This window comes from Cupriavidus respiraculi (assembly GCF_914271545.1).
Lineage (GTDB): Bacteria > Pseudomonadota > Gammaproteobacteria > Burkholderiales > Burkholderiaceae > Cupriavidus > Cupriavidus respiraculi.
The window spans coordinates 219,103-239,898 of sequence record NZ_CAJZAH010000001.1 but is presented as its reverse complement, the minus strand read 5'-3'; the positions used below and the strand labels follow the sequence as shown (position 1 = coordinate 239,898).

Below are 20,796 nucleotides of genomic sequence, written 5' to 3'. Positions count from 1 at the left end.
CGCCGCCCATCACCCATAACAACATCCAGGAGACACCTCATGACCTCAACCGCAAAGGCGCTGCGCACGCTGGTGGCGGGCTGCGCCGCCGCGCTGGCCGCGCTGTCGGCCCCGGCCCAGGCCGATACCTTTCCGTCCAAGCCGATCCGCCTGGTGGTGCCCTTCGCCGCCGGCAGCGGCACCGATGCGGTCGCGCGGCTGACCGGCAAGTACCTCGGCGAGTCGCTGGGCCAGCCCGTGCTGATCGAGAACAAGCCGGGCGCCAACGGCACCATCGCGGCCGAATACGTCGCCAAGGCGGCGCCCGATGGCTACACGCTGTTCATGACCACCAACACCACGCATTCGGCCAACCCGTCGCTGATGAAGCAGATCCGCTACGACCCGGTGAAGGACTTCACGCCGATCTCGCGCATGGGCAACCTGCCCTTCATGCTGGTGGTGAACCCCGCGCTGCCGGTCAAGACGCTGCCCGAGCTGATCGCCTACGCGAAGGCCAATCCCGGCCTGAGCTATGGCAGCGGCAACAGCACCGGCATCGTGGCCGGCGCCACCTTCGCCAAGATGGCCGGGCTGAAGCTGCTGCACGTGCCGTACAAGAGCACGCCGCCGGCCATGACCGACGTGATGGGCGGACAGATCCAGATGATGTTCGTGGACTTCGCCGCCGGGATCGGCAACGTGAAGGCCGGCAAGCTCCGCGCGCTGGCCGTGACCACGGCGCAGACCAGCCAGCTGCTGCCCGACGTGCCGCCAATGGCGAGCGCGCCCGAACTCAAGGGCTTCGATATCACCTCGTGGAACGGCGTGTTCGCCCCGGCCGGCACGCCGGCGCCGGTGGTCGAGCGCCTGAACCGCGAGCTGGTCGCGATCGTGTCCAACAAGCAGTACGCCTCGCAGTACTACGGTTTCGGCTTCGAGCCCTTCGGCAGCACGCCGGCCGAACTTGGCCGCTTCGTCTCGGCCGAGATCCAGAAGTGGTCCCGGCTGGTCAAGGACGCCGGCATCCAACCGGAATAAGGGGAGCACCGTGAATTTCGAAATCAGCGACGAGCAGCGCGCCATCGTCGAGGCCGTGCAATCGGTGTGTTCGCGCTTCGACATGGAGTACTGGGACCGGCTCGACACGTCGCACACCTTCCCGCACGAGTTCCATCAGGCGCTGTGCGAAGGCGGATGGCTTGGCGTGGCGATGCCCGAGGCACTGGGCGGGGCGGGCCTCGGCATCCTGGAGGCGGCGCTCGTCATGCAGACCGTCTCGGAATCGGGCGCCGGCATGTCGGGCGCCTCGGCGGTGCACATGAACGTGTTCGGCCTGAACCCGGTGGTGGTGTTCGGCAGCGATGCGCAGCGCGAGCGTTTCCTGCCGCCGCTGATCGCGGGACGCGAGAAAGCCTGCTTCGCGGTCACCGAGCCCGACGCCGGGCTCGACACCACCAGGATCAAGACCTTCGCGCACAAGGTCGACGGCGGCTACCTCGTCAGCGGCCGCAAGCTGTGGATCTCCACGGCGCAGGTGGCCGATCGGATGCTGCTGCTCGCGCGCACCGAGACGCTGGAGTCGGTCGGCAAGCCCACCGAGGGCCTGTCGCTGTTCTACACGCGGCTGGACCGGGACAAGATCGAGGTGCGCGAGATCGACAAGATGGGACGCGCCGCGGTCGATTCGAATATGCTCTTCATCGACGAGCTGTTCATCCCCGAGGAGGACCGGATCGGCGAGGAAGGCCGGGGCTTCGAATACATCCTGCACGGGCTCAATCCCGAGCGCATTCTGATTGCCGCCGAAGCCGTGGGCCTGGGCCGCGCGGCGCTGGCCATCGCCACGCAGTACGCCAAGGATCGCGTGGTGTTCGGGCGGCCCATCGGCACCAACCAGGGGGTGCAGCATCCGCTCGCGCAGGCGTGGATGCAGCTCGAAGCCGCCAACCTGATGGTGATGAAAGCCGCGGCGCGCTACGACGCGGGGCTGCCGTGCGGCGCCGAGGCCAATGCCGCCAAGTACCTGGCCGCCGAGGCGGGCCACAACGCCTGCCAGACCGCCATCCTGACGCTGGGCGGCATGGGCTATTCGCGCGAGTACCGCGTCGAGCGCCTGCTGCGCGAGTCCTATATCCCGCGCATCGCCCCGGTGAGCCCGCAGCTCATCATGTGCTTCATCGCCGAGCGCGTGCTGGGTTTGCCCAAGTCCTACTGACGTGCGCCGGCCCGCATCGGGACGATGGGGGCCGCGCCAACGCTACCGCACCATGACCGATTCCGACACGCCGGCCAGCCCGGCAACCGGGCCCCTCGCCGGCATCCGCGTGGTCGACATGACCTCCGTGGGCATGGGCCCCTACGCCACGCAGATCCTCGGCGACATGGGCGCCGATGTGATCAAGGTGGAATCGCCCGATGGCGACGTGTTCCGCCATGCCGCGCCGGCCCGCCATCCGGGCATGGGCGCCGCCTTCCTGAACCTGAACCGCAACAAGCGCTTCGTGGTGCTCGACATCAAGCGGGAGGCCGACCTGCGCGAGCTGAAGGCGCTGATCGCCGGCGCCGATGTGTTCGTCTCCAACGTGCGCCCACGGTCGCTGCAACGGCTCGGCCTGGACTACGAATCGCTGCGCCCGGCCAATCCGCGCCTGATCTACTGCGGCGCCTATGGCTATTCGGAGGCCGGACCCTATGCGGGACAGCCGGCCTTCGACGACATCATCCAGGCGCGCAGCGGCATGGCCCAGTTCCAGGGGGCCAACTCCACCGAGGGCCCGCAGTACGTCAACACCATCCTCGCCGACAAGGTGGCCGGGCTGACGGTCGCCTATGCCATCCCGATGGCCCTGTACGAACGCGAGCGCTCGGGCGTGGGCCAGGCCATCGAAGTGCCCATGTACGAGACGCTGGTCTCTTTCCTGGCGGTGGAACAGCTGGCCGGCCAGAGCTTTGTGCCGCCGCTGGGCGGCGCCGGCTATTCCCGCGTGATGTCGCGGCATCGCAAGCCCTATCGCACGCTGGACGGCCATCTCGCGCTGCTGCCCTACACCACCGGGCAATGGGCGCGCTTTTTCGCGCTATCGGGCCATCCGGAGCTGGCCAGCGATCCGCGCTATGCCGACGCGGCCGGGCGCAGCGCCAATATCGACACGCTGTACGCCACGCTGGCGGAGATCGTCGCCACGCGCACCACGGCGCAGTGGCTGGCGCTGCTCGAACACGAGGACATTCCGCACAGCGAAGTGCCCGCCTTCGACGCGCTGTTCGACGACCCGCATCTGCGCGCCACCGGCATGTTCTTCGAATACGATCATCCGAGCGAGGGGCGCGTGCGCGCCGCGGGCATTCCCACGCGCTTCTCGCGCACGCCCGGCAATATCCGGCGCTGGCCGGAAGCGCTGGAGTAGTGCCGAACCAGCGCCGGCTACACTACCGGCCTGACGATCGCGAAACGGGCGGGCAAGGAACACAGATGGCGGAAGCGGAACTGGCCGAGAAGGCAAGCACCTCGAACGTGAAGACCGCATTGCGCGTGATCGAGATCATGGAGATCTTCGCGCGCGAAGGCCGCTCGCTGACGCTGACCGAGCTGGCGCGGCTGCTGGGCGCGCCCGTGTCGAGCTGCCTGGGCCTGATCCGGACGCTGACTTCGCTCGGCTATCTCTACGATACCGGGCGCAGGCAGGGGTACTACCCCACCGCGCGGCTGCTGGCGATGGCGCAGAAGATCGCCGCCAACGATCCGCTGCTCGAACGCGTGCAGCCGGTGCTGGACTCGCTGCGCGAGCAGACCGGCGAAACCGTGATCTTCGGCAAGCTGCGGGACGACGGCCGCGTGGTCTATCTCGATGTGGTCGAATCGCTCAACCCGGTGCGCTACACGGCCACCGCGGGCGACATCCGGGTGGCCCATACCAATTCCATCGGCCGCGCCATTCTCGGCGCGCTGCCGGACGAGCAGCGCGAGGCTTATCTCGCGCGGGCGACCTTCGCGCCGCTGACCGCGCGTACGGTGAGCACGAAGGAAGCGTTGCAGCAAGAGCTGGACGCCTCCAGAGAGCGCGGCTGGTATTGCAACTTCGGCGAGTCGCTGGCGGACCTGGGCGCGATTGCCGTGCCCGTGGTATTCGCGGGCACCGCCCACGGCGTGTCGGTGGCCGGGCCGATCAACCGCGTCGAGGCAAAGGCCGCCGACATCGCCGCCGCGCTTCTGACCGCGCGCGCCAGGCTCGAGGACCACGGCGCCTGACGCGCCGCCGCCAGGCGGACGGCGTGCTTGAGCGATCCCGTGGCGCAGGCCTATCATGGGCCATCGCCATGCCAGGGAGTCCACGTGACCCGTCCCGCAGACGACAACGCCAAGCCGGACGCACTCCATCCCGACGACCAGGCGCCCCGCTCGCTGGAGGAATGCCGGCGCTGCGACCTGTGGCGCAACGCCACGCAGGGCGTACCCGGCGAGGGCCCGGCCTCGGCCCGCGTGATGGTGGTGGGCGAACAGCCCGGCGATCAGGAGGACCTGCAAGGCGCTCCCTTCGTCGGCCCCGCGGGCCGCATGCTGGACACCGCCCTCGAACGCGCCGGCCTGGCGCGCGACAAGGTCTACATGACCAATGCCGTCAAGCACTTCAAATGGGAACCGCGCGGGAAGCGGCGCCTGCACAAGACGCCGGCGCAACAGGAAATCGAGGCCTGCGGCTACTGGCTGGAATCCGAGCTGAGCACGGTGCGCCCGGACGTGGTGGTGACGCTCGGCGCCACGGCGCTCAAGGCCGTGCTCGGCAAGAAGACCGTGGCGATATCGAAGGTGCTGGGCATGGCCATCGAGCACGAAGGCCGCAAGGTCATCGCCACCTATCACCCCTCCTACGTGCTCCGCGTGCCGGACCAAGCTGCGAAGCAGGCCGCCTTCGAGCGCATCGTCGAGGCGCTGCGGATGGCCGCGCGGCTGTCGGCGGCGCCGCCGCCGCGCAAGGGCAGGAGCACGGCAACGACTACCGCGAAGGCGGCCGATGCCGGCGCCGTGGCTACACCGAAGACGCCTGCCGCCGGCACGGCCGCCCGCAAGCGCGCCACCGCGCCGGGCGCCGCCAGAAAAGGGACGAGACGGCCGGACAAGAGCGGGGGTGGCGGCAAGGACGAAAAATAACAGCGGAAAAGACGACGGGCGTTTCCTAGAATGGCCGAGAAAGCGGCGTAGCCACATGGCATGCCTGCCGCCTACCGGTTCGTGAAAGGACACGCTGACATGGAAAGCAGGCCTTTGCCGATGCGCCCCGCCGCCGCAGCGGCCCTGTTGCTCGCCGCGGTGGTCGGATGCGGGGGCGGAGGCGGCGGCGATGGCCAGCCGGCCGACACGATTCCGCAGCCGCAGGTGGCGGCAAGCCGCGACGGCGTGCTCGAACTGACGCTGCGGCAGGCCCCCGCGAAAGTCGAGGTGGCCGGCACCACGATCACCTCCAACGTCTTCAACGACACCTATGTGCCACCGGTGATCAAGCTCGGCCGCGGCGACCGGCTGGCGCTGACGCTGCGCAATCGCATCGGCAAGGCCGAGGTGGAGATCGACGGTCCGCAGGAAACGAACCTGCACTACCACGGAATGTCGATCTCCCCGCTCGCGCCGGCCGATGACATCTTCCTGCACGTGGGGGCCGGAGCCGACTATCTCTACACGTGGCGCGTGCCCGTGGACCATCCGCAGGGCACGCATTGGTACCACCCGCACCCGCACGGCCTGGTCGAGCCGCAGATTCTGAGCGGCATGTCCGGGCTGATGGTGATCGACGGCCTGCTGGACCATTTCCCTGCGTTCGCCGGCTTGACCGAGCGCCACTTCCTGCTCAAGGACATCCAGCTGCCCGGTGCCGACGACGGCGCGCCGCTGACCAAGACCATCAACGGCGTGCTGGGCGGCACCCTGAACCTGCGCCCCGGCGAGATGCAGGTCTGGCACGTGGGCAACGTGGGCGCCGACGCGTATTTCGACCTGGCCATCGACGGCCTGCAATGGTGGGAGATCGCCCGCGACGGCAACGTGCGGGCCCGCCCGGAGGCGCGGACATCGCTGTTCCTGCCCCCCGGCTCGCGCTCCACGCTGATCGTGCGCGCGGCCGATGCGGCGGGCAGCTACGCCATCCGCACGCTCGCGGTCGATACCGGCCCGCAAGGCGATCCCAATCCCGAAGTCCGGCTCGCCACGCTGGCCGTGGGCGGCCAGCCGCAGGACACCGCCAACCTGCTGGCGCGCATCGACGAGCCGGCGGTGCGGCGCGACACGCTGACGCCCGAGCAGGTAGCGGCATTGCCCATCACGCGCCGCCGCACCGTCGTCTTCTCGGAAACGGCCGACGGCAACACCTTCTTCATCGACGGCAAGGAATACGACGTGGGCCGCGACGACGTGACGGTCAACCTGGGCGACGTCGAGGAATGGACCATCCGCAATGTCAGCGGCGAACGGCACGTGTTCCACATCCACCAGCTCGACTTCCTCGTCACGTCGATCAACAACGAGGACGTGGACGAGCGCGGGCTGAGGGACGTCATCGACCTGCCCTTTCAGCAGAACGGCGTGCCGGGCGAGGTCAAGGTGATCATTCCCTTCACCAATCCGCTGATGATCGGCCGCTTCGTGTTCCACTGCCACATCGTCGAACACGAGGACGGCGGCATGATGGCGAACATCGTGGTACTGCCGCCGGGCCAGAGCGCGCTGCCTGCCGCCCGCATGAACGTCATCCAGGCGACCTCGCTCGCCAGCACCTGGAAGTCCATGCTGCCCCGCGCCATCAGCCAGCGACTGGCGCCACCGGCGCCCTGGCAGGATGCCATCTGCCGCTCGGATGGCCGCACCGCGGTGGCCGCCGCGGCGCCTTCCACGCCATTGCCGCGCTAGGTCCTTCTCCCTGCCCCGTGCATGTTCGCGGCGCGATCGCCGCGGGCGTTTGCCTCGCCCCGGGGCCATGCAATCGGCGCAACCGCCAAAACCGACAATGCGCAGCGAATCCGACAGCAAGCGCTAGCTTGGCCGCCCACAATCCGCCGCTCGGCCGGCAACGCATGGCCGAACCCTGGTTATCGACACATCCGTCCAACACCGGTGGCCTTGCGGGTACCTTTGCTGACACCCGCCCGTGGTCCCGACGCGCGTGCCTTGCACGGACCGCATTCCTGACGACAGCGTTTATGTCACGGCAGAAACTTCTTCAGTTCTCTGCGGACGTGGCTTGCGCGAAACTGAAGCGTCGCCTCGGCAGGGGTGTCACGAACCGTCGGAGCGTCCCGGCATGCGTGCGTCGGATCGCACCAGCGCCAGACCGGTTCGCTCAAAGGAGGCCCGCGATGCGGAGCCGCAGTGATCGCCGTCAACGTAGCAACGGGTCGGCAAGACCGTCTCGGGCCAATCGGCCATTTTCCGGATTTGCCCTGCTCGCCGTGCCGCTGGCATGCATGGCCACCGTCGCCGGCGCGCAGACCGTGGTGGGGCCCGGTGTGACGGCCACGACGGTGTCGCCGCCTCCGGGCGGCACTGCCACCATCGTCGGTGGCACCATCGTCGACACCGATGTTTCCGGCGACTTCGCCATCGTCAGTACCAATGGCTCGGTGGTGCTCGATCGCACCCATCCGGCCAGCACGGGCGCCGGCATCGAACTGCGCACCGATAGTCCCACCGCCAATCGCGGGCTGGGCATCTTCGTCGATGCGCGAACGAATCCGGCGCAGGTGCGGATGGTGACCGGCACCCAGCTGACCGTGCTGACGGGAGGCGAGCGTTCCTATGGCGTCTACGCCATGGGCGCGAACGCCATCGGCGGCCAGCCAATCCTGTCCCTGGCCGACGCCGCCATCGGCACCGGCGGCACCGGCGCATCGGCCGTGGTGGTCACCAACGGGGCCAGCGGCGTGCTCGAACGCGTCCAGGTCGTCACCACCGGCGACCAGATGCCCAATCGCGAGGGAGCCTACGGACTGACCTCGCAGGTCAACGCGACGCTCGCCGTCAGCGACAGCACCGTGGCCACCACCGGACTCGGCGCCGCCGGCGTGCTGGTGCACGAGGCCACCGCCACCGCGCAGCGGCTGCGCATCGTCACCACGGGCGCCTCCGCCTACGGGGCGAACTTCCAGCTCGGCGGCAACGGCGACTTCGCCGATATCGACATCGAGACGCGCGGCACCGGCAGCATCGGCCTGCGCGTTGCCGGCGTGGACGCCGCGCCGGTATCGACCTTCAACGGGAGAAACGTGCGGATCGCCACCGCGGGCGACAACGCGTGGGGGATGCTCGCCCGTGAGGCCTCCACGTCCGCCATCTCCGGTCTCGACATCGCCACGCAGGGGCAGGCCGCCCACGGCGTCTTCGGCTTCGGCCCCGCCTCGCGCGCCGCGCTCGATACGGTGACCATTGCCACGGCCGGAGCGGGCGCGCACGGCGTGGTGGCCGCGTCCGGCGCAGGCCTCACGCTCGCGGACGGCAGCATCGCTACCGGGGGCACGGCTTCATACGGCGTCAACGTGGTCGCGGCGGCCGCGGACCCGGCGCTGGCCACCGCACGGCTCACCGATATCGCGGTCACCACGCAGGGCGATGCCGCACATGCCCTGGCTGTGCTCGAAGGCGGCACGCTGACGCTGTCCGGCACCAGCGCGCAGGCGAGCGGACTGGGCGCGGCGGGTCTGCTGATCGCCAGCGGCAACGGCTACACCGGCGTGGCGTCGATCACCGGGGGCGCCATCGCCAGCGCGCGCGGTCCGGCCATCGGCGTGGGTGGCGGCATCGCACAGATCAGTCTCGACGGGACGCAGGTGTCCTCGCCCGGATACTGGCTCCATGTCGGCCAGGGCGCCGTGCCGGGGGCCAACAGCCTGTCGCTGGACTTCGCGCGTCCGCACGCCAACGCCGAAGCCGCTTTCCCGGCGTTTCCCGATACGCTGGTGTTCGGCTCGGAGCTGGAGACGACCAGCCCCACCACGGCGGTCACCTTCGCGCCTTCCACGGCGACGATCGCGGTCAGCCGCTCGGCCATCAGCGGCGCGGCGCTGACCGAACCGGGCAACACCGCCAATGTCGCCATGACCAGCGGGTCGTCGTGGCTGGTGACCGGCGATTCCAATCTGACGAATCTCAGCGTGGCTGCCAGTTCGATCGATTTCGCGCCGCCGCCTCCGGGGGGCGCCTACAAGACGCTGCGGGTCGCCAACTACGCCGGCGCCAATGGCCGGCTGACGCTGAACACGTTTCTCGGCAGCGACGGCTCGCCTTCGGACAGGCTGCAGATCGATGGCGGCACGGCCACCGGGACCACCGCGCTCGATATTCGCAACACCACCGGCCCCGGCGCCTTGACGACCGGCGACGGCATCCGCGTGGTGCAGGGCATCAATGGCGGCACCACCGCGTCCGGCGCGTTCGCCCTCGGCACGCGCGTAGTCGCCGGCCCGTACGAATACGCCCTCTACCGCGGCGGCGCGTCCGCGGCCAGCGGCGAGGACTGGTTCCTGCGCTCCACGCTGGACTGCACGCTGTCTCCCACCACCCCGCCCTGCGAACAGCCCGGACCCGGGCCGGGCCCCGCCCCGGCCCCGGCGCCGAACTTCCGGCAGGAAGTGGCCCTGTACAGCGCCCTGCCCGCCATGGCCCTGCTCTATGGCCATGCGCTGCTCGACACGCTGCACGAGCGGGTCGGCGAACAGGAGCAGTTGCGCGGGCGCGCGGGTCCCGGGGCGAGCCCCTACGCCAACGGCGCCTGGGGCCGCATCATCGGCGCGCACGGCAGGCACGACGGCGATCCGGGCGGTGCGCAGGGTGGCGACGGCCCGCGCTACGACTACGATTTCTACGGCGCACAGATCGGCATGGACCTGTTCCGCCGGGAGCGGGAGGATGGCCGGCGCGATCACGCAGGCATCTACGGCGCGGTGGGCTATGCGCGCAGCGACGTCGACAGCTTCGCGGGCGGCCGGGCCGGCACCAACCGGCTCGATGCCTACACCCTGGGTGGCTACTGGACCCACTACACCCGCACGGGTGCCTATGTCGACGCCATCCTGCAAGGCACGTGGTACGACGGCAAGGCGGAATCCACGCGGGACGTGCCCAACCTCGACGTGGACGCATTCGGCTGGGCGGCCTCGCTCGAAGGCGGCTACCCGCTGCCGGTGCGGGGCAACTGGGTCGTCGAGCCGCAGGCGCAGCTCGTCTACCAGAACATCCGCGACGCGGACGGCAACGATGGCGCCGCGCAGGTCCGTTTCAGCGACATGGACTCCCTCGCCGGCCGCCTCGGCGTGCGCCTGGCGCGCACCGTGGAACGCGACGGCGATCCCGAACGGTTGACCACCGGGTGGCTGCGCGCCAGCGTGTGGCGCGAGTTCCGCGGCGAGCCGCGCACGGCGTTCTCCTCCAGCACCGGCTTCGTCCCGTTCACCGCGAGCATCGATGGCAGCTGGTGGGAACTGAAGGGCGGCGTGACCGCGCAACTGACGCGAACCGCCTCGCTGTTCGGCTCGGTCGGCTATCAGCGCGCGTTCGGCGACGACAGCTACGCCTTCGAGGGCAAGGTCGGCCTGCGTTTCAACTGGTGACCGCGCGGCGCCGTGACCGCGGGCGGCGCTGGCGGGGTCAGCACTGCTCGCGCCGCGGCACGGGGCTGTCTTCGTCCGCCGCCCGGCGCTCGCGGGTAACGGCGTCGACGTTACGGGTGCGGGGGTCCAGCGGCACGCGCTGCTGCATCGCCGCCTTCGCCAGCATATGTGCGCTGATCGGGGCGGTGAGGAACAGGAAGGCGATGATCAGCAGCTCGTGCAGGCTCAGTTCGCCTTGCGCGCTGAAGAACACCACCGACGCGCCCACCACGCCGCCAACGCCCAGGGTGGTTGACTTGGTCGGCCCGTGCAGCCGCATGAAGAAGTCAGGCAGCCGGAACAGGCCCAGCGCGCCGACCAGCGTGAAGATGCTGCCGATCAGCAGCAGCGCGCAAGTCGCGATTTCGACGAACAGGCTCATGGCGGACTCCGGCGATGCTATTGCAGTTCGATGATGTCGCCGCGCTGCAAATACTTGGTCAGCGCGACGGTGCCGATGAATCCCATCACCGCGATCAGCAGCGCGACCTCGAAGAACAGCGCGCTGCGCAACCAGATGCCGTACACCACGATCAACGCGATCGCGTTGATGTTCAGCGTATCGAGCGCGACGATGCGGTCGGGCAGGCTCGGCCCGCGCACCAGCCGGGCGGCGGTCAGCAGGAAGGCAAGGACCAGCAGCGCCAGGCAGATCGGGATCACGACGTCGAGCATACGAATATCTCCCTCAAAGGCGCTTCGTAGCGCGATTTGATGTCAGCAGTCAGGGTGGACTCGTCCTTCAGGTCAAGCACGTGCACCAGCAGGCAGCGGCGGTCTTCGCTCAGCTCGGCGCATAGCGTGCCGGGGCTGAGGGAGACGATGCTGATCAGGGCCGTCAGCGCCATTTCGTGCTCGGCCTCCAGCGGGACTTCGACGAAGCCGGGCCGCAGGCGCGACGCGCGCCCGAGCACCAGCATCGCCACATGCACGTTGGCCACCAGGATATCGGCCATCACACGCCCCAGCAGCAGCAGCATCAGGTCCGGCCGGCGCAACTGCATCGGGCTCAGCCATAGCCGCAGGCCGATGCGCAGCGAGATCAGCCACGCCAGCAGGCCGCCCAGCAGCACGCTGCCGAACGAGATCTCGTTGGACAGCAGCAGCCAGACCACCAGCAGGACCAGCGTGAGCCATGGATGGGGAAACCAGCGTCGCAGCATGGCGTCAGCCCTCCCCGTTCGGCAGCACCGCCCGCAGGTACGCGGGACGGTCCAGCAGTTGCAGCGCGGTGGCGTCCACGTAGCGCGAGATCGGCTGCGCGAACACCACCATGCCGATGCTGCAGGCCAGCAGCGCGGCGCAGCACGCCAGCTTGCCGGGGTCCGGCGCCGCGCGATGCCGCACGATGCCCGCCACCTGGCGCGCGGGCGTGCCTGCGGGCGCGGACGGCGCCTGCCACACCAGGCGCGTGCCCGTGCGGCTGACAGCCACCAGCGACGCGAGGCCGGTCAGCAGGATGGCCGGCCAGAGCACCGATGCGCCGTGCCATTGCGCGTCGAACGGCGCGGCGCGCAACACCATGGCCTTGCCGAGAAACCCGGACAGCGGCGGCAGCCCGACCGCGCCGATCGCACCGGTGAGGAACAGCGCCCCCGCGATCCAGGTGATCGGCTTGCGGCGCGCGACGGCGCGCACCCTCGGCGTGGGCTCGGGTGTGCGCCGCGTGGGCAGGCCCTCGAGCGCATCGGCCAGAAGGAACAGCCCCGCCGTGCATAGCGTGGTGCTGCCCAGGTAGTACAACGCCCCGCCCCAGGCACCGGGGGATTGCAGCGCCACGCTGGCGAGCAGCAGGCCCACCGACACCAGCACCAGGTAGGCGGTCAGCAGCTTCATGCTGCGGGCCGCGAGCGCCCCGCAGGCGCCGATTACCATGGTGGCTAGCGCCAGCCACCACAGCCAGCGCGACGCGAACGTCGCCAGCATGCCGTGGCCCGCGTCGAACATCAGCGCGTGGCATCGCATGATGGCGTACACGCCGACCTTGGTCATGATGGCGAACAGGCCCGCGACCGAGCCGGCAGCGCTGGCATAGGCGCGCGGCAGCCAGAACGACAGCGGAAACAGGCCGGCCTTCAGCCCGAACACCAGCATCAGCATCGCGCCGGCGGCCGCCGCGAGCGGCACCGCCTCGGCATCGAGGCGCGCCAGCCGCTCCCCCATGTGGGCCATGTTCAGCGTGCCGGTCAGCCCGTACAGGATGCCGATGGCGACCAGGAAAAACGAGGAACCGACCAGGTTCAGCACGACATAGTGCAGGCCCGAGCGGATCCGCGCTTCGCCGCCGCCGTGCACCAACAACGCATACGAGGCGATCAGCAGGATTTCGAAGAAGACGAAGAGATTGAAGATATCGCCGGCGAGGAACGCACCGTTGAGGCCCATCAGCTGGAACTGGAACAGCGCGTCGAAATGGCGGCCCAGGCGATCGTCGCCGCGTCCTGCGCAGCAGGCGCAGACCGCGCCCAGCACTGCCGTCAGCAGCAGCATCAGCGCGCTGAGCCGGTCCAGCTGCAGGACGATGCCGAACGGCGCGGCCCAGTTGCCGATGGCATAGACCTGTATCGCGCCGCTGCGGGCTTCGCCCAGCAGCCACGCGGCCAGCGGCACCAGCGCGATGGCGGCCGCCACGCTCAGCGCCCGCCGCCGCAAGGGACGGCGTGCAGGCATGATCGCCAGGACACCGCCGGCAAACATGGGCAACAGGATGGGAAGAAGCAGGCCGTGATTCATGCCTTGGCGCCCCCGGCTTGCTGCGCGTCCGGCGACACCATCGCCGCGGCGCCGGCGGGGGCGCTGCCGGAGTCGCCCTGCGCGCCATCCACATGATCGCTGCCATCGAGCGCGAAGGACCGCAGCGACAGCACCATCGCAAAGGCCGTCATCGCAAAGCCGATCACGATGGCGGTCAGCACCAGCGCCTGTGGCAGCGGATCGGCATACTCGCGGCCATCGCCGATGATCGGCGGCTTGCCGGTCGAGAGCCGTCCCATGCCGAGCAGGAACAGCGTCACGGCATAGGTCATCAGGGTCAGGCCCATGACCACGGGAAAGGTGCGCGCGCGCAGCAGCAGGAAGATGCCGCAGGCGAACAGCACGCCAATGGCGCAGGCAAACAGCAGTTCCATCAGACCGACTCCTGGTTGGCGGCGCGGTGCTCGCTACGCTTGTCGCGCACGCCGAGATGGGACACGATCAGCAGCGTGGTGCCGACCACCGTGAGATAGACGCCCAGGTCGAACGCCATGGCTGTCGCCAGTTCGATCTCCCCTGCCAGCGGGAGTTCGAAGTGGCCGAAGGCGCTGGTCAGGAACGGCGCGCCGAAGGCCCAGCTCCCCAACCCGACGAAGCCCGCGATCAGGATGCCCGCGCCGGCGAGGCCGCGGTAGTGCAACGTGATCCGCTCCTCGGTCCACAGCACGCCGCTCGCGACGTATTGCAGCAGCAGCGCAACCGAGGTGATCAGCGCGGCGATGAAGCCCCCGCCCGGCAGGTTGTGCCCGCGCAGCAGGACGAAGATCGCCACCATCGCGGTCAGCGGCAGCATCAGCCGGGCCAGGATGGCGAGCAGCAAGGGATGGCTCTGGCTCGACCACGGCAGGCCCTGCGGGCCGACCGCCGGCACCGGCAGGCGCAGCCCCTTGAGCATCGCCTGCACGCCGAGGCCGGCCAGCAGCAGCACGCAGATCTCGCCCAACGTATCGAAGCCGCGGAAGTCGACCAGGATCACGTTGACCACGTTATGGCCTCCGCCGCCCTCCACGCTGTTGGTCAGGAAAAAGCTGGCGATGGTGTCGTACGGCCGCGTCATGACCGCGAACGCGGCACCGCCGACGGTCAACCCCCCTAGCACGGCGATGGCGATATCGCGGCCGCCCTTGAGCAGCGACGGGCGCGCAGGCCGCTCCACCGGCAGGAAATACAGCGCCAGCACCAGCAGGATGATGGTCACCACCTCGACCGATATCTGGGTCAGCGCCAGGTCCGGCGCGGAGAACCGCGTGAACGCGAGCGACACCATCAGTCCGCACAGGCTCAGCAGGATCAGCGCAGCCATCCGGTTCCGGTACGCCACCACCACGCAGCAGGCGGATAGCGCGAGCACGGCCAGTCCCACCGCCGTGGGCACGTCGATGGGAGCGAGCGGCATCGGTCCCGCCACCGAGCCCAGGTCCAGCAGATACAGCGCCGGCACCAGCACCGCGATGCCGATCAGCCACGCAAGGTAGTTCTGCAGCGAGCCGTCCTCGAACAGGCGCAGCAGCCGGGCGGCGAGCCGCTCGAACCATTCCACCGCGGATTCGAAGCGGTCGCGCGCGCTGAGCTGCGTGCGGGCCTGGTAATGCCGCCACGAGTCCCGACGCAGTGCGAACAGCGTCGTGCCCGCCGCCATCGAGATCAGGCTCATGACCAGCGGCGTGTTGAACCCGTGCCACGGACTGAGGTGGTACGAGGGCAAGGGCGGCCCCATGGTGGCAATGGCGGCCGCGGTCAGCAGCCCGGCAACGGTATAGCTCGGGAATATGCCGACCACCAGGCAGATGACCACCAGCACCTCGACCGGAATCTTCATCCAGCGCGGCGGCTCGTGCGGCGGATACTTGGGCAGGCCGTCCGGCCTGCCGTCGAAGAACACGCCATAGATAAACCGAAGCGAATACGCCACGGTGAGCGCGCCGGCGAGCGTCGCGGCGGCCGGGATGGTCCAGTTGAACGTACCCAGCAGCCCCTGCGCCAGCGTCTCGCCGAAGAACATCTCCTTGCTCAGGAAGCCGTTGAGCAACGGCACGCCGGCCATCGACAGCGAGGCGACGATGGCCAGCAAGGCGGTATGCGGCATGTAGCGCGCCAGGCCGCGCAGGCGGCCCATGTCGCGCGTGCCGGTCTCGTGGTCGATGATGCCGGCCGCCATGAACAGGGATGCCTTGAAGACCGCGTGGTTGAAGATGTGGAACAGAGCCGCCACCGTGCTGAAGCGCGTATCGAGGCCGAACAGCAGCGTGATCAGGCCCAGATGGCTGATGGTCGAATAGGCCAGCAGGCCCTTCAGGTCGCGCTGCAACAGCGCCATTGCGGCGCCCATCAGCAGCGTGGCCAGGCCCGTCATCGCCACCAGGTAGAACCACCAGTCGGTCCCGTCGAGCACCGGGTAAAGCCGCGCGAGCAGGAACACGCCCGCCTTGACCATCGTGGCCGAATGCAGGTACGCCGATACCGGCGTGGGCGCGGCCATCGCATGAGGCAACCAGAAATGGAAGGGAAACTGGGCGGACTTGGTGAAGACGGCCAGCAACACCAGTACCAGCATTACCGGATAGAGCGGATGGCGTTGCACGAGGCCGGCCTGAGCGAGCACATCGCCGATCTCGAGGCTGCCGCAGATATGTCCCAGCAGCAGCACGGCAGCCAGCAGCGCGAAGCCGCCCCCGCCGGTGACGGTCAGCGCCATGCGCGCGCCCTTGCGGGCATCGGAGCGATAGGACCAGAAGCCGATCAGCAGGAAGGAAAAGATGCTGGTCAGTTCCCAGAACACGACCAGCAACAGCAGGTTGCCGGACAGCACCACGCCGAGCATGGCGCTCATGAACAGCAGCAGCAAGGCGAAGAAGCGCGAGTTGGACTCGCTGCTCGACAGGTAGTAGTGGGCGTAGACGATGACCAGCAGGCCGATGCCCAGCACCAGCACCGCAAACGCAAACGCCAGTCCGTCCAGCCGCAGCGTCAGGTTCAGGCCCAACTCCGGCAACCATTGCTGGCGCAGCACGATGACACCGCCGTCCTTGACGCGCTCCCACGCCGTGGCGAGCAGCGCCAGTCCGCCCAGCGGGGCGCCGAGCACGAGCGGCGCGGTGAGCCACGAGGCGTAACGCCGTGTCGGTGCGATCGACACGGCGGCAAGAAACGGCAGCGCGATCAGCCACGCCATCACCATCTGTCTCCTCCTATCCGATTTGCCCGTGCAATGGCAGGCAGCCATTCATCCGGGGCGTGTGCTTGCCCATTTCCTGCGCGGCGATGAAATCGCCCCGTTTCTCAGATGGCGTGCACACCAAATAATTCAGATCAGGTCTGAAAAAAATGAATGGGGTAATGCGCGCTTCGCGGTGTCCCCCTTTTGCGTATGTCCCGCGTAACCCGCCCGTCCTGACGGAAACAAAAACTGAAAATCGCAGCGCAAATTGCACACTGGCTCGGGTAATTCGCTAGATGCCAACGCTGGATGGGCCCGCGCGCCCTACGTATACTGGCTACCATGCCGGCCGCGGAGCCCTCGCTGACGAGCGCGGCAAATAAGACGAGCACAGTGGATCAATACCATGAATCAATATCGCGCGACCACCCCGGATACGGGCCGCACCCAAGCCAGCATGGGTAGCGACAACCAACACGCGCCGGCCGACGGCTTGCACGAAGACGAGCGGAGAACCGGGATGCAGACCGAACAGTATCAGGCCACGCAGGAAACCCGGCGCGCCGGCCTGCGCGCATTGCGCGCGGCGCTGCTGCAGTCCCACAAGGAAGTCATTCAATACGATCGCGGACAGTACGAGCGCCTGCGCGGGCCGATCCCGGCCGGGCAGTTCGTGCAGATCGTGACCGAGGACGATCACTTCCGCTGGCTCGATCCGCTATCCCGGCTGATCGTGGAGATCGATGAAGAACTCGACGGCGGGGAGCACCACGACGACACCTGCCGCGCCGTGGCCGGCGCCGCGGAGAAGCTGTTCGGACCCTCCGGGGACCCGGCCTTCCGCCAGCGCTACCACGAGGCGCTGCAGGACGAGCCGGCGGTCACGGTGGCCCACGGCCAGCTGATGTCGGTCATCGTGCAGCTACGCAAGCTGTCGTAGCGGCAGGCGCGGCGCCCGGCCCGCCGACACCCCTGTCAGCCCCCACCGCCCCGCCCCCGGTCCGGCACGTCCGGATCGACGGCGATCGGGTCGCTGGCCGGAAACGTATCCTTCAGCGCTTCGTCCAGTTCATCCTCGAGCGCGTCGCGCTCTGGCGGCGCAGCGCTGTCCGAAGGCCGGCGCGATTGCCGGGGCGTCTGCGAGGCGGCGGGCTTGCTCATCACGGATCCTTTGACGGGAGCCCGGCGGTGCTCCGGGCGGCGCAACGAAAATGGGCCAACGCCACATCGTACGCCCCCAACTGCGAGGCATCAATGCGGCGTTGGCCCGGGTGCTGGCCGCGTGCCTGCGGTCAACCCGCTCAGGTCGAGCTGGCGCGGTAGCGGTTGCGCAGGTCGCGGATCAGATCGTGGTTGCGCAGCACACCCTGGTACTGGCGCTCGATGAGCGCGCGGATCTCGAAGCTCAGGTCGTCTTCCTGCAGCGCGTCGGCGTATTTCTTCTTCGCCACGTCCTCGCCGCGCTCGGTCTCTTCCAGAATGGCGAGATCGTCGCGGTCCGCCACCGCGCTACGCAGGCTGACCCATCCGCGGTGCAGCGCACCGGCCACGCTGCCGCTTTCTTCCGGCCGCCCGCCAAGCGCCACCACCTGGGCCTGCAGTTCGCGCACCGCCGCCCCTACCTCGGCGGAGCGGCTGGCGAACAACTCCTTCAGTTCGGGGTTCTTCGCGTCCTCGGCCGCCTTCCGGAAGCCTTCCTCGCCATCGCGCGAGACTTCGATCAGGTCGTTCAGTACGGAAACGTTCTTGTCAGCCATGGCAGCTCCTTGCGTCGTGGTGCCGCTCGGGGCGGCACGTGTTCGAAAAGGACCTGCCGCGATCATCCGGGGGCCGGCGTACCGGCGATACCGCCCGAATCATTGCGGCGAGGCCACACATTCACGATAAGGCAAGGGCCATTCCGGGGCTGTAAGGCACGTACCCAAGCAGTTGTCGGTCGATACCTACATGCCCGCGGAGGGCGCCGGCGCGCGCTCAGTCGAGCAGGTGCCCCATGCGCGTGCGCTTGGTGGCAAGGTATTTTTCGTTCTCGGCATTGGAGGGAACGACGTGGCGCAACTGCTCCACGACCACGATGCCGGCCGCTTCCAGCGCAAGCTTCTTGCGCGGATTGTTGCTCATCAGACGGATCGACTTGACGCCCCACTGGCGCAGCAGGTCGGCAGCGAATTCGTAGGTGCGCGAGTCGATGGCCTGGCCCAGCGCGAGGTTCGCGTCCACGGTGTCGAGACCGCCATCCTGCAGGCCATAGGCGCGGATCTTGTGGCCGAGGCCGATGCCGCGGCCTTCGTGGCCGCGCAGGTACAGCAGGATGCCGCGGCCTTCCTCGGCGATCTTGCGCAGGGCCAGGTCGAGCTGTTCGCCGCAGTCGCAGCGGCAGGAGCCGAAGACGTCGCCGGTGAGGCACTCCGAATGGAGCCGGGTCAGGACCGCCTCTCCGGCGACCTCGCCCACGCTGAGCGCAAGATGCTCGATACCGCTGGTGGCGCCCTTGAAGGCGTGGGCGGTAAATTCGCCGAACCGGGTCGGCAGGCGTGCCGAGCCGATCAGCTTGATTTCTGTGTCGTTCATGTCTTTATACGAATGCAATGGCGCGGGGTATCGGTGCCGCGCCACGGAGGAACGCGAGGGACGCCGACCCGGCAGCCGGCCTTGCGCCGGCCGTGCCTGACGGCAAGGATACCGCGAAACGGCCGCTCGCCCGGTGGCCGGCCTTTCGCTGCATACCGGCCATGCAGGGCTGGCATGCCCCGCAGGCGGCCCGGACGCCCCGCCCGGAGGCGCGCTCCTAGAGGATCGGCGCGAACAGCTTGGCCACGTGCATGGCGACCCGGCGCAGGCGCGGTGCCCCAAGGTACTCGTTCGCGTCGATGGGCAGCGCCTGCGCGAAGTCCTGCTCCAGCATGCGTTCCACGTCGCCGGCGAAGCCCTTGTCGGCGGTCATCACGATCAGTTCGAAATTGAGCCGGAAAGAGCGGTTGTCCAGGTTGGCGGTGCCTACCCCCGCCACCTCATCGTCGATCAGGATGACCTTCTGGTGCAGGAAGCCCGGCTGGTACCGATAGATCCTGATACCGGCGCACACGGCCTGGTAGGCGTACAGCGTCGAGGCGGCGTACACGACCCGGTGGTCCGCCCGGGCCGGAATAAGGATGCGCACGTCCACGCCCCGCAGCACCGCCAGCCGCAATACCGCGAACACGGCTTCGTCGGGCACGAAATAGGGAGACGTGATCCACAGCCTCTCGCGCGCCGACTGGATGGCCTCGACGAAGAACAGCGAGCAGGTTTCCTGCGCGTCGGCCGGGCCGGTCGGCACCACCTGGCAGGTCATCGCGCCGGCCGGCTGCGCCGGCGGCGGCAGCAGCAGCGGCACCTCGCGCGCGGCCCAGTACCAGTCCTCGGCGAAGGTCATCTGCAGGTCCAGCACCGCCGGTCCGCGCACCTCGATATGGGTGTCGCGCCATGGCGCCAGCGGCGGCCGCTCGCCGAGATATTCGTTGCCGACGTTGTGGCCGCCGACGAAGGCGCGCTCGCCGTCCACCACGACCAGCTTGCGGTGGTTGCGGAAATTGAGCTGGAAGCGGTTGACCAGGCCGCGGTGCGGCGCGAACGCGCTGACCTGCACCCCGGCCTTCGCCAGATGCCGCACGTAGTGGCCCGGCAGCGCATGGCAGCCGATGCTGTCGTAGAGGAAGTAGACCTGCACCCCGGCCGTGGCGCGCTCGCGCAGCAGGCTCTGCAGGCGCCGGCCCAGTTCGTCGTCGTGGACGATGAAGAACTGCACCAGCACCACGCGCCGCGCCGCGGCGATGGCGGCGAAGATCGCCTCGAACGTGCCGGTGCCGTTCAGCAGCAGCCTCACGTGATTGTTGGCAAGGCAGTCCAGCCCGGTGAGCCGGGGCAGCGCCCGCAGGCTGGGCTGGCAGGGCGCGGCGACGACGTTGGCGTCCCGCGCGTCGCGCTCCTGCGGATCCATGCCCAGGCGCACCTCGCGCATGCGGTCCTGGTTGAAGCGGCGCGCATTCACGTAGCCGGCGAGATTGCTGCTGCCGAAGACCATGTACGGCACCAGCGCGAGGTACGGCATCATGACCAGCGAGCCGGCCCATGCGATGGCGCCGGGGGCCGTGCGCACCGTCATCACCGCGTGCATCGCGGCCAGGATGCCGATCGCATGGAAACACAGGACGATCGTCGCGACTAAGCTGGGGTCATGGAACATCGGCGGCCGGGGTCGTCATGTACCTGGGGGGTCGGAGGTTTCGGCATTC

The 20,796-nt window shown here is 68.8% G+C and carries 17 protein-coding genes and 1 pseudogene; 8 read left to right on the top strand and 10 right to left on the bottom strand.

Annotated elements, in window-relative coordinates:
* The first annotated feature begins 39 nt into the window (after nucleotides 1-39).
* The 7 genes and pseudogenes from LDO27_RS00965 to LDO27_RS00935 all read left to right on the top strand — a co-directional run bounded on the left by LDO27_RS00965 (nucleotide 40) and on the right by LDO27_RS00935 (nucleotide 10,572).
* Nucleotides 40-1,020, top strand: coding sequence for a Bug family tripartite tricarboxylate transporter substrate binding protein (locus LDO27_RS00965; protein ID WP_224039088.1), 981 nt, complete (start codon nucleotides 40-42; stop codon nucleotides 1,018-1,020).
* Nucleotides 1,021-1,030: 10 nt separating this feature from the next.
* A complete protein-coding gene (locus tag LDO27_RS00960; protein ID WP_224039086.1) occupies nucleotides 1,031-2,197 on the top strand; it encodes an acyl-CoA dehydrogenase family protein in 1,167 nt (388 codons plus the stop codon).
* A gap of 52 nt (nucleotides 2,198-2,249) precedes the next feature.
* A complete protein-coding gene (locus LDO27_RS00955; protein WP_222205465.1) occupies nucleotides 2,250-3,389 on the top strand; it encodes a CaiB/BaiF CoA transferase family protein in 1,140 nt (379 codons plus the stop codon).
* Between the two features lie 65 nt (nucleotides 3,390-3,454).
* Nucleotides 3,455-4,231, top strand: a complete 777-nt coding sequence (locus LDO27_RS00950; RefSeq protein ID WP_222205462.1) for an IclR family transcriptional regulator — start codon at nucleotides 3,455-3,457, stop codon at nucleotides 4,229-4,231.
* Nucleotides 4,232-4,384: 153 nt separating this feature from the next.
* A pseudogene (locus LDO27_RS00945) lies at nucleotides 4,385-4,936 on the top strand (UdgX family uracil-DNA binding protein); the annotation flags it as partial.
* A gap of 294 nt (nucleotides 4,937-5,230) precedes the next feature.
* Nucleotides 5,231-6,880, top strand: a complete 1,650-nt coding sequence (locus LDO27_RS00940; protein ID WP_224039085.1) for a multicopper oxidase family protein — start codon at nucleotides 5,231-5,233, stop codon at nucleotides 6,878-6,880.
* A 554-nt stretch (nucleotides 6,881-7,434) separates the two neighbouring features.
* Nucleotides 7,435-10,572 carry an autotransporter family protein gene (locus tag LDO27_RS00935; RefSeq protein ID WP_224039083.1) on the top strand — a complete coding sequence of 1,046 codons (3,138 nt, stop codon included), beginning with the start codon at nucleotides 7,435-7,437 and terminating at the stop codon, nucleotides 10,570-10,572.
* A 37-nt stretch (nucleotides 10,573-10,609) separates the two neighbouring features.
* Here the strand turns inward: LDO27_RS00935 and LDO27_RS00930 are convergent, their stop codons facing one another.
* From LDO27_RS00930 to LDO27_RS00905, 6 genes are read right to left on the bottom strand one after another with little or no spacing between them, the layout of a single operon-like run.
* The gene (locus LDO27_RS00930; RefSeq protein WP_224039081.1) at nucleotides 10,610-10,993 is read right to left on the bottom strand and encodes a Na+/H+ antiporter subunit G; all 384 of its coding nucleotides are present in this window, start codon (nucleotides 10,991-10,993) and stop codon (nucleotides 10,610-10,612) included.
* Between the two features lie 17 nt (nucleotides 10,994-11,010).
* Complete coding sequence (locus LDO27_RS00925; protein WP_224039079.1) at nucleotides 11,011-11,286, bottom strand: K+/H+ antiporter subunit F; 276 nt, start codon at nucleotides 11,284-11,286, stop codon at nucleotides 11,011-11,013.
* On the bottom strand, nucleotides 11,271-11,774 hold the full coding sequence (locus tag LDO27_RS00920; protein WP_224039077.1) for a Na+/H+ antiporter subunit E: 504 nt from the start codon (nucleotides 11,772-11,774) through the stop codon (nucleotides 11,271-11,273). The genes LDO27_RS00925 and LDO27_RS00920 overlap by 16 nt, the downstream gene beginning before the upstream one ends.
* 4 nt (nucleotides 11,775-11,778) lie before the next feature.
* Nucleotides 11,779-13,344 carry a monovalent cation/H+ antiporter subunit D gene (locus tag LDO27_RS00915; protein ID WP_224039075.1) on the bottom strand — a complete coding sequence of 522 codons (1,566 nt, stop codon included), beginning with the start codon at nucleotides 13,342-13,344 and terminating at the stop codon, nucleotides 11,779-11,781.
* Nucleotides 13,341-13,739, bottom strand: a complete 399-nt coding sequence (locus LDO27_RS00910) for a Na+/H+ antiporter subunit C (protein ID WP_224039073.1) — start codon at nucleotides 13,737-13,739, stop codon at nucleotides 13,341-13,343. The genes LDO27_RS00915 and LDO27_RS00910 overlap by 4 nt, the downstream gene beginning before the upstream one ends.
* Nucleotides 13,739-16,543, bottom strand: a complete 2,805-nt coding sequence (locus LDO27_RS00905) for a monovalent cation/H+ antiporter subunit A (protein WP_224039072.1) — start codon at nucleotides 16,541-16,543, stop codon at nucleotides 13,739-13,741. Before LDO27_RS00905 ends, LDO27_RS00910 begins: the two co-directional genes overlap by 1 nt.
* Nucleotides 16,544-17,042: 499 nt before the next feature.
* Here LDO27_RS00905 and LDO27_RS00900 point away from each other — a divergent pair, with 499 nt between their 5' ends.
* Complete coding sequence (locus LDO27_RS00900) at nucleotides 17,043-17,462, top strand: hypothetical protein (RefSeq protein ID WP_222205435.1); 420 nt, start codon at nucleotides 17,043-17,045, stop codon at nucleotides 17,460-17,462.
* Nucleotides 17,463-17,497: 35 nt separating this feature from the next.
* Here LDO27_RS00900 and LDO27_RS00895 read toward each other — a convergent pair whose 3' ends face one another.
* The 4 genes from LDO27_RS00895 to cls form a co-directional block, all read right to left on the bottom strand.
* The gene (locus LDO27_RS00895) at nucleotides 17,498-17,683 is read right to left on the bottom strand and encodes a hypothetical protein (protein WP_222205432.1); all 186 of its coding nucleotides are present in this window, start codon (nucleotides 17,681-17,683) and stop codon (nucleotides 17,498-17,500) included.
* Between the two features lie 140 nt (nucleotides 17,684-17,823).
* A complete protein-coding gene (locus tag LDO27_RS00890; protein ID WP_222205429.1) occupies nucleotides 17,824-18,279 on the bottom strand; it encodes a PA2169 family four-helix-bundle protein in 456 nt (151 codons plus the stop codon).
* Between the two features lie 217 nt (nucleotides 18,280-18,496).
* The gene (gene ribA / locus LDO27_RS00885) at nucleotides 18,497-19,093 is read right to left on the bottom strand and encodes a GTP cyclohydrolase II (RefSeq protein ID WP_222205426.1); all 597 of its coding nucleotides are present in this window, start codon (nucleotides 19,091-19,093) and stop codon (nucleotides 18,497-18,499) included.
* Between the two features lie 217 nt (nucleotides 19,094-19,310).
* Complete coding sequence (gene cls, locus LDO27_RS00880; protein WP_222205424.1) at nucleotides 19,311-20,747, bottom strand: cardiolipin synthase; 1,437 nt, start codon at nucleotides 20,745-20,747, stop codon at nucleotides 19,311-19,313.
* Nucleotides 20,748-20,796 lie beyond the last annotated feature (49 nt).